The sequence below is a fragment of the Mycobacterium arosiense ATCC BAA-1401 = DSM 45069 genome, assembly GCF_002086125.1.
Classification (GTDB): Bacteria; Actinomycetota; Actinomycetes; order Mycobacteriales; family Mycobacteriaceae; genus Mycobacterium; species Mycobacterium arosiense.
Genome location: NZ_MVHG01000002.1, coordinates 114,120 through 127,764 on the forward strand (window position 1 = coordinate 114,120; position 13,645 = coordinate 127,764).

15 protein-coding genes are annotated in these 13,645 nt (G+C 70.3%); 3 read left to right on the plus strand and 12 right to left on the minus strand.

Going from position 1 to position 13,645, the window contains the following annotated elements:
- Nucleotide 1: 1 nt before the first annotated feature.
- The 7 genes from BST14_RS01465 to BST14_RS01495 form a co-directional block, all read right to left on the minus strand.
- Entirely contained in the window at nucleotides 2-802 is an 801-nt protein-coding gene (locus BST14_RS01465; RefSeq protein WP_083062818.1) for an inositol monophosphatase family protein, read from the minus strand.
- Nucleotides 803-806: 4 nt separating this feature from the next.
- Entirely contained in the window at nucleotides 807-1,538 is a 732-nt protein-coding gene (priA, locus tag BST14_RS01470) for a bifunctional 1-(5-phosphoribosyl)-5-((5-phosphoribosylamino)methylideneamino)imidazole-4-carboxamide isomerase/phosphoribosylanthranilate isomerase PriA (protein WP_083062819.1), read from the minus strand.
- A gap of 79 nt (nucleotides 1,539-1,617) precedes the next feature.
- Entirely contained in the window at nucleotides 1,618-2,250 is a 633-nt protein-coding gene (hisH, locus tag BST14_RS01475) for an imidazole glycerol phosphate synthase subunit HisH (protein WP_083062820.1), read from the minus strand.
- Nucleotides 2,247-2,867 carry an imidazoleglycerol-phosphate dehydratase HisB gene (gene hisB / locus BST14_RS01480; RefSeq protein ID WP_083062821.1) on the minus strand — a complete coding sequence of 207 codons (621 nt, stop codon included), beginning with the start codon at nucleotides 2,865-2,867 and terminating at the stop codon, nucleotides 2,247-2,249. The genes hisH and hisB overlap by 4 nt, the downstream gene beginning before the upstream one ends.
- Before the next feature lie 7 nt (nucleotides 2,868-2,874).
- Nucleotides 2,875-4,008, minus strand: coding sequence for a histidinol-phosphate transaminase (locus tag BST14_RS01485; RefSeq protein WP_083062822.1), 1,134 nt, complete (start codon nucleotides 4,006-4,008; stop codon nucleotides 2,875-2,877).
- The gene (hisD, locus tag BST14_RS01490; protein ID WP_083062823.1) at nucleotides 4,005-5,351 is read right to left on the minus strand and encodes a histidinol dehydrogenase; all 1,347 of its coding nucleotides are present in this window, start codon (nucleotides 5,349-5,351) and stop codon (nucleotides 4,005-4,007) included. The genes BST14_RS01485 and hisD overlap by 4 nt, the downstream gene beginning before the upstream one ends.
- 66 nt (nucleotides 5,352-5,417) lie before the next feature.
- The gene (locus BST14_RS01495; RefSeq protein WP_245845262.1) at nucleotides 5,418-6,104 is read right to left on the minus strand and encodes a carboxymuconolactone decarboxylase family protein; all 687 of its coding nucleotides are present in this window, start codon (nucleotides 6,102-6,104) and stop codon (nucleotides 5,418-5,420) included.
- Nucleotides 6,105-6,347: 243 nt separating this feature from the next.
- On the opposite strand from BST14_RS01495, the gene BST14_RS01500 reads away from it, so the two are divergent.
- On the plus strand, nucleotides 6,348-6,770 hold the full coding sequence (locus BST14_RS01500) for a nitroreductase family deazaflavin-dependent oxidoreductase (protein ID WP_083062825.1): 423 nt from the start codon (nucleotides 6,348-6,350) through the stop codon (nucleotides 6,768-6,770).
- A 212-nt stretch (nucleotides 6,771-6,982) separates the two neighbouring features.
- Here BST14_RS01500 and nadC read toward each other — a convergent pair whose 3' ends face one another.
- Genes nadC through nadA form a run of 3 tightly spaced genes read right to left on the minus strand, consistent with a single transcriptional unit; the run spans nucleotide 6,983 to nucleotide 10,466 of the window.
- On the minus strand, nucleotides 6,983-7,843 hold the full coding sequence (nadC, locus tag BST14_RS01505) for a carboxylating nicotinate-nucleotide diphosphorylase (protein ID WP_083062826.1): 861 nt from the start codon (nucleotides 7,841-7,843) through the stop codon (nucleotides 6,983-6,985).
- Complete coding sequence (locus BST14_RS01510; protein WP_083062827.1) at nucleotides 7,840-9,420, minus strand: L-aspartate oxidase; 1,581 nt, start codon at nucleotides 9,418-9,420, stop codon at nucleotides 7,840-7,842. The genes nadC and BST14_RS01510 overlap by 4 nt, the downstream gene beginning before the upstream one ends.
- Entirely contained in the window at nucleotides 9,417-10,466 is a 1,050-nt protein-coding gene (gene nadA, locus BST14_RS01515; protein WP_083062828.1) for a quinolinate synthase NadA, read from the minus strand. The genes BST14_RS01510 and nadA overlap by 4 nt, the downstream gene beginning before the upstream one ends.
- Before the next feature lie 46 nt (nucleotides 10,467-10,512).
- Between nadA and BST14_RS01520 the strand changes: the two genes are divergently transcribed.
- Nucleotides 10,513-11,250 carry an NUDIX hydrolase gene (locus BST14_RS01520; protein ID WP_083062829.1) on the plus strand — a complete coding sequence of 246 codons (738 nt, stop codon included), beginning with the start codon at nucleotides 10,513-10,515 and terminating at the stop codon, nucleotides 11,248-11,250.
- A 143-nt stretch (nucleotides 11,251-11,393) separates the two neighbouring features.
- Nucleotides 11,394-12,734, plus strand: a complete 1,341-nt coding sequence (locus tag BST14_RS01525) for a lipase family protein (RefSeq protein ID WP_083062891.1) — start codon at nucleotides 11,394-11,396, stop codon at nucleotides 12,732-12,734.
- Here the strand turns inward: BST14_RS01525 and BST14_RS01530 are convergent.
- Both BST14_RS01530 and bsaP read right to left on the minus strand, forming a co-directional pair.
- Complete coding sequence (locus BST14_RS01530) at nucleotides 12,729-13,391, minus strand: DUF2567 domain-containing protein (RefSeq protein ID WP_083062830.1); 663 nt, start codon at nucleotides 13,389-13,391, stop codon at nucleotides 12,729-12,731. The genes BST14_RS01525 and BST14_RS01530 overlap by 6 nt on opposite strands.
- Nucleotides 13,388-13,624, minus strand: a complete 237-nt coding sequence (bsaP, locus tag BST14_RS01535; RefSeq protein WP_083062892.1) for a biotin synthase auxiliary protein BsaP — start codon at nucleotides 13,622-13,624, stop codon at nucleotides 13,388-13,390. The genes BST14_RS01530 and bsaP overlap by 4 nt, the downstream gene beginning before the upstream one ends.
- Nucleotides 13,625-13,645: the final 21 nt, after the last annotated feature.

Sequence of the window (13,645 nt, forward strand, 5' to 3'; positions counted from 1 at the left end):
CTCAGTAATCCTCCGGTCGGCCCGTGGCGCGCAGGATTTCGAGGATTTCGGCGTGGGCGCCGGGACCCGCCGCCAGCGCGGAATCCGACGAGGGGGTCCACGGCTCACCGGAAAGATCGGTCACGACACCGCCGGCGGCGCGCACCAGCGCGACCCCGGCGGCGTGATCCCACACGTGGCCACCGAAACTTATTGCCGCGCCTAATATTCCGTCGGCGACGAACGCGAGGTCCAGACCGGTGGAGCCGTGCATGCGCAACCGCGACGAGACGCGGCTGAGGTTCTCCAGCAACGCGATCCGGTAGCGTCCCGGGAACCGGCCCCGTGCGTCCGCGCTGAACGACCCGGCCCCGACCAGCGCGTCGGCCAGGTCGATGGAGTTCAGCGGCGGCTGGGGCACCCCGTTCTTGCGCAGCGGGCCGCCCGCCACCGCGGTGTAGCGCTGGTCGAAGAACGGCAACCAGGTCAGCCCGGCCACCGGGTCGCCGCGATGCAGCAGGCCCAGCAGGATCCCGGCCATCGGTGATCCGGCCGCGTAGTTGAAGGTGCCGTCGACGGGGTCCAACACCCACACCCATGGCGAGTCGACGGCCGGGCCGCCGAATTCCTCGCCGTGCACCCCGATCCCGGTGGCCTCGACGAGCGCGGCCACCACCTGCTTCTCGATCGCGAGGTCGACGTCGGTGGCAAAGTCGTTGCCCTTCTTGCGGACCGCGGAATCGGCGCGGTGCCCGGAAAGAAACGGCTCGGATGCGTCGTCGAGAATCGCCGACGCCTGCGCCACCAACATGCCTACGTCCATGCGGCTACTCCGCCACCGCGGCCAGCGCCTGCGGCAGGGTGAATCGCCCGGCATAGAGGGCCTTGCCCACGATGGCGCCCTCGACCCCGCGGCCGGTGAGGGTGGCGATCGCGCGCAGGTCGTCCAGGCTGGACACGCCGCCGGAGGCGATCACCGGGGCGTCGGTGCGCTCGGCGACGGACGCCAGCAGGTCCAGGTTGGGCCCGCCCAGGGTGCCGTCCTTGGTTACATCGGTAACGACGAAGCGCGAACAGCCTTGCCCGTCAAGGCGTTCCAGCACTTCCCACAGGTCACCGCCGTCGGTCTCCCAGCCCCGCCCGCGCAGCCGGTGCTCGCCCGCCACGATCTGCACGTCTAGGCCGACGGCCACCTTGTCGCCGTGCTCGCCGATCGCGCGGGCACACCACTGCGGGTTCTCGCACGCCGCGGTGCCCAGGTTCACCCGAGCGCAGCCGGTGGCCAGGGCGGCGGCCAGCGAATCGTCGTCACGGATGCCGCCGGACAGCTCCACCTGCACGTCGAGCTTGCCGACCACCTCGGCCAGCAATTCCCGGTTGGAACCGCGCCCGAACGCGGCGTCCAGGTCCACCAGATGGATCCATTCGGCGCCGTCGCGCTGCCAGGTCAGCGCGGCGTCCAGCGCCGAACCGTATTCGGTTTCACTGCCCGCCTTGCCCTGCACCAAACGCACGGCGCGGCCGTCGACCACGTCGACCGCGGGCAACAAGATCAACACATTTCCTCCTGTGTGCCGGGCCCGCAACGGGTTACGTGCGTCCGCGGCTGTTGCTTGACGGACAGCGCTTGCCCGTCCCTCACAATCCCTGGACCCAATTGCTCAACACGGCCGCGCCGGCGTCCCCGCTCTTTTCCGGGTGGAATTGGGTGGCCGACAGCGGCCCGTCCTCGACCGCCGCCAGAAACGGGCCTCCGTGGGTGGCCCACGTCAGCACGGCATCCGGCGAGCCGTCCCACTGCTGGGCGGCGTAGGAGTGCACGAAGTAGAACCGGGTGTCGGCGTCGAGTCCCTTGAACAGCACGGTGCCGGGCCCGGATTTGACGACGTTCCAGCCCATGTGCGGGATGACCGGCGCCTGCAGTCGCGTGACGTATCCCGGCCACTGCCCGCATCCCGTGGTTTCCGCACTGAATTCGACGCCGTGGGCGAACAGGATCTGCATCCCGACGCAGACGCCCAGCACCGGGCGCCCGGCGGCGACCCGGTCGGCGATGATGCGGTCTCCGCCGATGCTGCGCAATCCCGTCATGCAGGCCTCGTAGGCACCGACGCCGGGCACCACCAGTCCGTCCGCGGCGGTCGCGGCATCGGCATCATCGGTCACCTCGACCGACGCACCGACCCGCTCGAGCGCGCGCTGAGCCGACCGCAGGTTGCCCGAGCCGTAGTCGAGGACGACTACCCTTTTCTGGTGGGTAAGCGCTGTCACAGAACCCCTTTGGTGGACGGCACGTCCGAGACGCGGGGGTCGGACTCGACCGCCTGGCGCAGCGCCCGGGCAACCGCCTTGTACTGCGCCTCGGTGATGTGGTGCGGGTCGCGCCCGTACAGGACGCGCACATGCAGCGCGATGCGCGCGTTCATGGCCAGCGATTCGAACACGTGCCGGTTGATGACGGTGTGATAGGGCACCGAGCTACCGGCAATGGTGGTGTGCTGCAAGTGATCTGGTTCCCCGCTGTGCACGCAGTAGGGCCGCCCGGACACGTCGACCGCCGCGTGGGCCAGCGTCTCGTCCATCGGGATGAAGGCGTCGCCGAACCGGCGGATGCCCCGCTTGTCACCCAGGGCCTGGCCAAGCGCCTGCCCCAGCGCGATCGCGGTGTCCTCGACGGTGTGGTGTCCCTCGATCTCGATGTCGCCCTTGGTGCGCACGGTCAGGTCGAAGCTGGCGTGGCTGCCCAGGGCGGTGAGCATGTGGTCGTAGAACGGCACGCCGGTGTCGATGTCGACCTGCCCGGTGCCGTCGAGGTCGAGTTCGATGACGATGTCGGATTCCTTTGTGCGGCGCTCGATGCGCGCACGCCGGGTGGCGGTGGCTGTCACGGTGCTCCTAAGACATGGTCGGTGCCGGTTCGGTGGCGGCGATCTGGGCGCTGGCGCGCAGGAAGGCGTCGTTCTCCTCGGCCAGCCCGGTGGTGGCCCGCAGGTAGCCGGGGATTCCGACGTCGCGGATCAGCACCCCGGCGTCCAGGTAGCGTTGCCAGGTGGCCGGCGCGTCGGCGAACTCACCGAACAGCACGAAGTTGGCGTCGCTGGGAATCACCCGAAAACCCATGCCGGACAGTGCCGCCCCGACGCGCTCGCGTTCGGCGATCAGGGTCGCCACGCTGCCCAGCGTGTCGTCGGCGTGCCGCAACGCGGCCCGCGCGGCGGCCTGGGTGAGCACCGACAGGTGATACGGCAACCGCACCAGCAGCATCGCGTCGATCACTGCCGGGGTGGCGATCAGGTAGCCCAGCCGACCGCCGGCGAACGCAAACGCCTTGCTCATGGTGCGCGAGACGATGAGCTGCCTCGGATACTCCTCGATCAGCGCGACCGCGCTGGGCTGCGACGAGAATTCGCCGTAGGCCTCATCGACGATCAGAATGCCGGGCACCACGTCGAGCAGCCGCCGCAAGTCCGGCAGCGAAACACTCTGCCCGGACGGGTTATTCGGGCTGGCGACGAACACCACGTCGGGCCGGCGGTCGGTGATCGCGGCCGCGGCGGTATCCACGTCCAGGCCGAAGTCGTCCGCGCGGGCGGCCTGCAGCCATTCGGTGCGGGTGCCGTCGGAGATGATCGGGTGCATCGAGTAGGACGGGACGAACCCGATGGCACTGCGGCCCGGGCCGCCGAACGCCTGCAGCAGCTGCTGTAGGATTTCATTGGAACCGTTTGCCGCCCATAGGTTTTCGACTCCGAGCTGAACGCCGGTCTGGACGCTCAGGTAGGCGGCCAGGTCGGTGCGCAGGGCCACCGCGTCGCGGTCGGGATAGCGGTGCAGGTCGGCGGCGGCCTCTGCCACCGAGCGCACCACGTCCTCGACGAGCGCCGTGCTGGGCGGGTGCGGGTTCTCGTTGGTGTTCAGCCGCACCGGGACCGCCAATTGCGGTGCGCCATAGGGCGATTTGCCGCGCAGGTCGTCGCGCAGCGGCAGGTCTTCCAGTGTCGGTTGGCGCGTGGGCCGCTGGGTCGTCATCGCTCGAATCTCCGCCGCACCGCTTCGCCGTGTGACGGCAGGTCTTCGGCCTCGGCCAGCGCGATCACATGTCCGGACACGTCTTTCAGGGCCGCCTCGGTGTAGTCGACGACGTGGATGCCGCGCAGGAAGGTCTGCACGGACAGGCCGCTGGAATGCCGGGCGCTGCCGGCGGTCGGCAAAACGTGGTTGGATCCCGCGCAGTAGTCACCGAGGCTCACCGGCGCGTACGGACCGACGAAAATGGCTCCGGCCGAACGGATTCGACCCGCCACCGACGCCGCGTCGACGGTCTGGATCTCCAGGTGTTCGGCGGCGTAGGCGTTGACGACGGTGACGCCGGCGTCCAGGTCGTCGACCAGGATGATGGCCGACTGGCGCCCGCCGAGTGCCGCCGCCACCCGTTCGCGGTGCACGGTCGTGCGCAGCTGGGCGGCCAACTCGGCCTCGGTGGCCGCGGCCAGCTGCGCGCTGGGGGTGACCAGCACGCTGCCCGCCATCTCGTCGTGCTCGGCCTGACTGATCAGGTCGGCCGCCACGTGCGACGGGTCGGCGGTGTGGTCGGCCAGGATCGCGATCTCGGTGGGACCGGCCTCGGCGTCGATGCCGACGCGCGAACGGCACAGCCGCTTGGCGGCGGTGACGTAGATGTTGCCGGGCCCGGTGATCATGTCGACGGGCGCCAGCTCGGCGCCGTCGAGGTCGCTGCCACCGTAGGCCAGCAGCGCCACCGCCTGCGCGCCGCCCACGGCCCACACCTCGTCGACGCCCAGCAGCCGGGCCGCCGCCAGGATCGTCGGGTGCGGCAGGCCGTCGAACTGGGCCTGCGGCGGGCTGGCCACCACCAGCGAGGCGACGCCGGCGGCCTGGGCCGGCACCACGTTCATCACCACGCTGGACGGGTAGACGGCATTGCCCCCGGGCACGTAGAGACCCACCCGGTCGACGGGGACCCACCGCTCGGTGACCGTCGCGCCCGGGCCCAGGGTGGTCGTCACGTCGGTGCGGCGCTGGTCGGCGTGCACCGCCCGGGTGCGTTCGATCATCACCCGCAGGGCGTCGGCCACCCGCGGATCCAATTCGGTCAGGGCCTTCTCGAGCGCGGCGTCGGGCACCCGGACGGTCGCGGGCCGGATGCCGTCGAAGGTGGCGCCGAACTCGCACGCGGCCTCGGCGCCGCGCTCGGCGACGGCCTGCACGATGGGCCGGACCTTGGGCAGCACCGCCTCCACGTCGGCGCCGCCACGGGGCAACGCCGAACGCAATCGCGCGGCCGTCAACTCCGCGCCCCGCAGGTCGATGCGGGCCATCGGCGACGGTTGGGTCGGGCTCACGGTGTCCATTGTCCCCGATGGGAGCAACCGCTTTAGCTGTCGGGGTTCGCGACCCGCGTCAGCGGCGAGCCCTATTCAGCTGCTGAACGCGTTTGCGCCGATGACCAGCGCCGCCGTGCCGCCATACAGGTATCCGACCTCGACCGCCTCGGTGACCTCGGGTTCAGTCGCGCCCGCCGCCCGGGCGTCGCGGGCTAGCATCCTGACGCCATCCGGGTGCGCGGCGATGGCGTCGGTGACCATCCCGATCAGCAGCTTGTACTTGGCCGGGATCGCGCCGTCCCTCAGGATCCGCTCCCGCATCGCCAGGTAGGAGTCGCCGAACTGCGGGTCGCGCTTCTCGATCGCCCCCAGCCATGAGGGTTTGGGCAGGCTGGCCTGTGGCGGCGGGTCCGCGCCGGGCTGGGTACAGGCACCCGCCGGCGCCGGGGCGTCGCCGCCGTCGCCGCACGTATCGGCCCGGCTCGGCGCGGCGCCCTGGACGAGCAGCCCCGCTGCGACCATCAGCGCCGCCGTCCACAACGCCAGGCAGGCCCGCAGCGTCCGTCGTCGCCGGGCGCCGCCCGCGATGGGCGGGATGGCACGGCCCATCGATCGTCGGATCGCGACCGCCTCGGCGATCTCGGCTTCTGAGGCGCCCGCCGCGCGGGCGCCGTCGGCCAATGCCCGGACGCCCCCCGGACGCGCGGCGGCCATGGCCACGAGCACCTTGTACTTGGCTGGGATGGCGCCGTCTTTGCGCACCTGCTCGCACGTGTTCATCACGCGGAAACCGTACGCCGGCCGCGTCACCGGGGCAAACGAAAGTCGTTGTGCCGCTTAGATTATGCATCATGGCAGCTACGAACCCGCCCGTCGGGCCGTACTCGCGATAAGGACGCTGACGGCTCCCCGCCGGCGAAGTCACTGTCTTAGGGCGGCCCGATTCGTTATCGGACAGGTACAGTGCCGGTGAAAAGCGGTGAAAGCGATGCAAGGCCCGCAGAGATTACTCAAGGAGCCGTGATGTCCGCAAAGGATCACCCGAACAACGCCCCGGGCGTCCCGATGGTGTTCCCGCCCTGGTTCGAGCGGTTTCAGATCAAATACTTCAACCCGGCGGTCAAGCCGATCGCCCGCTTTATCCCCGGAACCGCGACCATCAAGCATCGTGGCCGCACGTCGGGCACGCCGTACGAGACCATCGTCACGCCCTACCGCAAGGGCAATGTCTTGGCGATCGCGCTGGGCCACGGCAAGACGAATTGGGTGAAGAACGTGCTGGCCGCCGGCGAAGCCGACGTGGAGTTCGGCCGTAACCGGACCGTGCACCTGATCAACCCGCGGATCCTGCCCGCCGGCTACGACGGCCCTGACGCCGAGGGGTTGCCATTCATGGCGCGCCTGCAGCTGCGCCGGATCGGCGTTTTCCTCGGCGATATCGCCTGAGGCGATCGTCCGCAGCGCCACGGGAAGTTGAGTGTGCGCTGGTGGCGTTGAGTGTGCGCTGGTGGCGTTGAGTGTGCGCCTAGGGTGGCGACACGCCGAGAAGCGGCGCCCAGGTTTCACACTCGGCGCCCAGGATTCACGCTCGGCGCCCAGGATTCACGTTCGGCGCCCAGGTTTCACACTCGGCGCCTGCGCAGCAGCCGAAACCCCGCCTACATGTCGAGGCCGATGTCGAGCACCCGGACCGAATGGGTCAGGGCGCCGACGGCCAGGTAGTCCACCCCGGTCGCGGCGTAGGCGGCCGCGTTTTCGAGGCTGAGCCCGCCGGATGATTCGAGCAGCACGGCGGGTGCCCGGGCGTCGCGGCGCTGCACGGCCATCTGCGTCTGCCACACCGGGAAGTTGTCCAGCAGGATCAGCTCGGGCTTCTCGGGCAGCACCTCATCCAGCTGCTCGAGTGAATCCACCTCCACCTCGCACGGTAGGTCCGGCGCCGCGTCCCGCACGGCCCGCAGCGCGTCGACCACCGATCCCGCGGCCACCACGTGGTTGTCCTTGATCAGGGCGGCGTCGCCGAGCCCGAGCCGGTGGTTGACGCCGCCGCCGACCCGGACCGCGTATTTCTGCAAGGCGCGCAGGCCGGGCAGCGTTTTGCGGGTGTCGCGCACCCTGGCCTTGGTCCCGTGCAGGGCGGCCACCCAGTGCGCCGTCGCGGTGGCGATCCCCGACAGGTGGCAAACCAGGTTGAGCATGGTCCGCTCGGCGGTCAGCAGGCCGCGGGTCTCGGCCCGCAGGATCAGCACCGGGTCACCCGGCTGTAGGTGGGCACCGTCCTCGACGCGGTGAATCACCTCGTAACCGCGGGCGCCGAGGACCTCGTCGAGCACCAGCAACGCGACATCGACACCGGCGATCACTCCCGGCTCGCGGGGCACCATGGACGCGGTGGCCACCGCCTCGGCGGGCACCGTTGCCAGGGTGGTGATGTCGGGTCCATGGCGCAGGTCCTCGGCCAGGCCGCGTTTGATCGTTTCGCGCGCGGCGGCCAGTTCGCAGTCGGACATCGAAGTCATACGACCGCCGCCAAAGCCTCCACCATCACCGCGCCCTGGTCGTCGGCCAGCCGCAGGACGTTGCTGCGCCCCAGCTCGGAGGCGGTCAGCGAGTAATCCGCTCGATGGTGGCAGCCGCGGCTCTCGGTGCGGGCCAGGGCGGCGGCCGTGACCGCCCGGGCGGCGACGGCCAGCGCGACGTCCTCGAAGTCGCGGCGGCCGGCCACGGGGCGGACCTTCGCCCGCGCCAGCATGGTCGACAACCGGGTGAGCCCGGCGGCGTCGCGCACCACCGAAGCGTCCCGGCTCATCGCGTGCTGCAGGTCGGCGCGCTGCGGCGCGGTGTGGACGAGCGGCTCGGCCGCGACCGCGTGCACACGCCCGGTCGCGGCGGCGTGCGCGGCCGCCGCCTTACCGGCCCGCCCGCCGACCACCAGACCTTCCAGCAGGCTGTTGGACGCCAGCCGGTTGGCGCCGTGCAGTCCGGTGCGCGCCACCTCGCCCGCGGCGAACAATCCGGGCAGCTCGGTTCGGCCGTACACGTCGGTGACGATGCCGCCGCAGCTGTAGTGCGCCCCGGGGACAACGGGAATGGGTTGGCGGACGGGATCGATGCCGGCGTTCCGGCAGGCGGCGGTCACCGTCGGAAACCGGTTGGCGAAGTCGCCGATGTGGCGCGCGTCGAGGAAGACGCAGGCATCGCCGGTGGCCTTCAGCCGGGCGTCGATGGCCGCGGCGACGACGTCGCGGGGCGCCAGATCCCCCATCGGGTGGACCCCGGCGGTTACCGAATCACCTTGGGAGTCAATCAACCTCGCACCCTCGCCACGGATGGCCTCGGTGATCAGCGGGCGCCGTCCGCCGGCCGCGTCGGGGGTGAACAGCATCGTGGGATGGAACTGGATGAACTCGAGATCGCTCACCGCGACACCGGCCCACAGGCCCAGCGCGATGCCGTCGCCGGTTGAGCCCTCGGGGTTGGTGGTCGCGCCGTACAGGTGCCCGAGGCCCCCGGAGGCCAGGATCACCGAAGGGGCGCTGATGATTCCGTATCCGTCCGGGTTGCCCACCAGGACGCCGGTCACCGCCGCACCGTCGTGCAGCACCCGCAGCGCGACGTGGCCGGTACGGATGTCCAGCGTGCGGGCCGCGTGGTCCAGCGCGCGCTGCACCTCCGCGCCGGTGGCGTCGCCGCCGGCGTGCACGATGCGGCGCCGGGAGTGTCCACCCTCGCGGGTCAGCGCCCACCTGCCCGGCGCGGATTCGTCGAACCGCGCTCCGTCGCCGACCAATTCGGCGACGGCCGCATACCCGTCGGCGACGATCGAGTAGACCGACTCGGGGTCGCACAGGCCCGCGCCGGCGACCACGGTGTCGGCGACGTGGGCCTCCACCGAGTCGTCGTTGTCCGGCAACACCACCGCGATGCCGCCCTGCGCGTAATGCGTGGCGGTCGCCCCGCGGGCCTGGTCTGCCTTGCTCAGCACCACCACGCTGCGCCCGGCGCGATGCGCTGCCAGCGCGGCGGCCAATCCCGCGACGCCGGTGCCGATCACGACGACGTCGGCACTGTGCGTCCACCGGGGGTGGGCGATCATTCGCCACCGCCCGGCTGCCCGATTTCGATCATTCGCTGCACGCTGCGCCGGCCGGCGGCCGCGATGTCGGGGTCGACATCGACCTCGTCGGCCCCCTCGACCAGGCAGCGCAGCAGGGCCGCCGGGGTGATCATCTTCATGAACTTGCAGGAGGCGCGGTCATTGACCGCGCGGAAGTCGACTTGCGGTGCCGCGCGGCGCAACTGGTAGAGCATGCCGACCTCGGTGGCGACCAGCACCTTGCGCGCCTCGGTCCGGTTGGCGGCCTCCAGCATGCCGCCGGTGGACAAGATCTTCACCCGGTCCGTCGGGAAGGCGCCCTCGCCCGCGAGATACAAGGCCGAAGTGGCGCAACCACATTCGGGGTGCACGAAGAGCTCGGCGTCGGGATTGGCGCGGGCCTGGTCGCCCAGTTCGTCGCCGTTGATCCCGGCGTGCACGTGGCATTCGCCCGCCCAGACGTGCAAGTTCTCACGGCCCGTCACGCGACGGACATGGGCGCCGAGGAACTGATCGGGGCAGAACAGCACCTCGCGGTCCGGGTCGATGGACTCGACGACCTCGACCGCGTTGGACGAGGTGCAGCAGATGTCGGTGAGCGCCTTGACCGCCGCCGTGGTGTTGACGTAGGAGACGACGACCGCGCCGGGGTGATCGTCGCGCCAGGCGCGCAATTCGTCGGCGGTGATGGAGTCGGCCAGTGAGCAGCCGGCGCGCTGGTCCGGGATGAGCACGGTTTTGTCCGGGCTCAGGATCTTGGCCGTCTCGGCCATGAAGTGCACCCCGCAGAACACGATGGTGTCCTCGGGCGCCTCGGCGGCGATCCGCGACAACGCCAGCGAGTCGCCCACGTGATCGGCGACGTCCTGAATCTCGGGCAATTGATAGTTGTGCGCCAGCACGGTGGCGCCGCGCAGCTTGGCCAGGCGGCGAACTTCGGCGGCCCATTGCTCGTCACCGGCGACCCCGGCGTAGCCGCTGGGCGAGTCGGTGATGTCGGCGATCATGCTTTCGGCGAGCGTGTCCATGCGATTGATAACCGTCATGGCGGCTCCTTTCAGCCCACGAGGTTTTCGACTTATAATCGAAAACATGGCCCATGGTAGCACCGCCCACGAAGTGCTCGCGGTCGTGTTCCAAGTTCGCGAAGCGGCCGAACAGGGCGCGAAGCGGCCGGCAAACAGATTAAGCACGGCGAAACCGCAGCTGAACGTGCTGTTATGGCAGCGCGCCCAGGACCCGCAACAGGGCAGGTGGTCGCTGCCGGGCGGTCAGCTGCGCAACGACGAGGACATCATCACCTCGGTGCGGCGCCAGCTCGCCGAGAAGGTCGACCTCAAAGAGCTGGCCCACTTAGAGCAACTCGCGGTGTTCTCCGACCCGCAGCGAGTGCCCGGCACCCGGGTGATCGCGTCTACCTTCCTGGGCCTGGTGCCCTCCCCCGCCAGCCCCGAACTGCCGCCGGACACCCGCTGGCATCCGGTGAACTGCCTGCCGCCGACGGCCTTCGACCACGGCCAGATGGTGGACAACGCCCGCACCCGACTGAACGCCAAACTGTCCTACACCAATATCGGATTCGCTTTAGCTCCAAGGGAATTCGCGCTTTCTACGCTGCGGGACATCTACGGCGCGGCGTTGGGCTATCAGGTCGACGCGACAAACCTGCAGCGGGTGCTGGCCCGGCGTGGCGTCATCACGGCGACCGGCACCATCGCGCAATCCGGCCGCAGCGGCGGCCGCCCGGCCGCGCTGTACCGGTTCACCGACGCGGCGCTGCGGGTCACCGACGAGTTCGCCGCGCTCAGGCCGCCAGGCTCGCCAGGCTAGGCTGGGCAACAAGCGGGCGACGCGGGGGTGAATCGCGTCTGACTTGGCTAACGAGACGAGAAGTCGCCCATAGTGCGGCGATTGCGTTTTGGTTACCTGCCGTTCGTACGCGAGAATGCCGGGTGGCCACGAAGGGAGCCTCAATGGCCGAGCTTGGCAACCTGGCGGGCACGCAGGGTGCGGAATGGATCGCCCGCCCGCCACACGAGGAACTGCAGCCCAAGGTTCGTCCGCTGCTGCCCTCGGACGACCCGTTCTACCAGCCGCCACCGGGCTTCCAGCACGCCCAACCGGGGACGGTGCTGCGCTCGCGCGACGTCGAGTTGGCATTCTTGGGCCTGGTCCCGCAGCCCATCAGGGCCGTCCAGCTGCTCTACCGCACGATGGATATGAACGGCGAGCCGGAGGCCACGGCCACGACGGTGATCGTCCCCGCCGATCTGGCGCCGGGACGTGCCTGCCCGTTGCTGTCCTACCAGTGCGCGATCGACGCCGTCTCGTCGCGCTGCTTCCCGTCCTATGCGTTGCGGCGCCGGGCGAAGGCGCTGGGGGCGATCGGCCAGTTCGAGCTCTTCCTGATCACCGCCGCCGTCGCCGAGGGATGGGCCGTCTCGGTGCCGGACCACGAAGGCCTGCGCGGGCTGTGGGGCGCGCCGTACGAGCCCGGCTATCGCGTCCTGGACGGCGTCCGGGCCGCGTTGAGCTCGGAGCGCCTCGGACTGTCCGCCGAGGTGCCCGTCGGGCTGTGGGGCTACTCCGGCGGCGGACTGGCCAGCGCCTGGGCCGCCGAGACGTGCGCCGAGTACGCGCCCGAACTTGACATCGTCGGGGCGGTGCTGGGCTCGCCCGTCGGAGATTTGGGCAACACCTTCCGCCGCCTCAACGGCAGCTTACTGTCGGGGCTGCCCGCGCTGGTGGTGGCCGCGCTCGCGCACATTTACCCCGATCTGGACCGGGTGATCCGCGAGCACAGCAACGAGGAGGGGCGCGCGCTGCTCGACTCGCTGGAGAAGATGACGACCGTGGAGGCCGTCGTGCGGATGGCCCGCAAAAACATGGGCGACTACCTCGACGAGCCGCTCGAGCAGATCCTGTCCACCCCGGAGATCACGCAGGTCTTCGACCACATCAAGCTGGGCGCCGCCGTTCCGACGCCACCGGTGCTGATCGTGCAGGCCGTGCACGACTACCTGATCGACGTCCACGACATCGACGCGCTCGCCGACGCGTATTCGGCCGGCGGTGCGCGGGTCACCTACCACCGCGACGCCTTCAACGAGCACATGATGCTGCACCCGCTGTCGGCGCCGATGGCGCTGCGCTGGCTGACGGATCGCTTCGAAGGCCGCCCGTTGACCGATCACCTGATCCGCACCACGTGGCCGACGATGTTCAACCCGACGACCTACGTCGGCATGGTCCGGTTGGCCAAGATCGCGGCCAAGGTCGTCACGGGCCGCAAGATCCCCCGCCGTCCGCTATGACACGGGCGCTTCGGCGCCTCCCCCTCGCACCGGCGCCGCTGCGGAAGGCTGCGGGGGAAAAGCACCCAGGTCGTCGCGAGCGTCGGCGGCCACCCGCACCGCGTAGACCAGGGCCGCGATGCCGGCCGGCCACAGCAGGCTGACCGCGATCTGCAGCGGACCGTCGGAGAAGAACACCGGCGGCGCCTGCGTGACGTAGGCGACCGACGGGGTTTTCGACAGCGGCACCGCATCGAAGTTCAGGGCGCCGTAGCGCAACCGGACCAGCCCCGCCCCCACCGCCGAGGCCGCGGCGGCGGCGCCCACCATGCCGGTCGACAGCGCGATGACCATTCCCGGCCCGCGGTGCGCGCGCCACTGCCACACCCAGACCGAGGCCACCACCGCCAGCACGGTGAGCAGCCCCAGCATCAGGGCCGGCGCGACGAAGAAGTGCTCGGACTCGTTGCCCAGATAGTCATGGACCCGTTCGCCCGACCGGGTGAGGGCCACCACGGCGCGAATCGGCGGAGCGATCAATGCCCATAGCCCGCCGATCGCCAGACCGGTCACCGCCGACGCCAGGGCCACGATCACCAGCGCCCGCGCCCGCGTGCGGCGCGAAACGGTGACGGCCGCAACGGGATCGGCGGCGTCCGTTTTGGTTTGCTCGGTCACCGCTGCGACTCCAGGTCGGCGGAATCGACCTCGCCGTGCCGCGAGCAGCGGGCCCGCCAGCCGTCGGGCCGAACCTGCACCACCATCCGGCGCCCGCATGCCGCGCAGAACCGGGGAGGCTCAAGACCCAACTGGGCCGCTGTCGGCACTGAGGTGCCCCCTAATTCCCCGGTGTAGACGTTGTAGACGCCGGCACCAACCACGGCTCCCAGGGCGCCCAGATCGCCAACCACCACTGTCCCAACCCTAGCCGC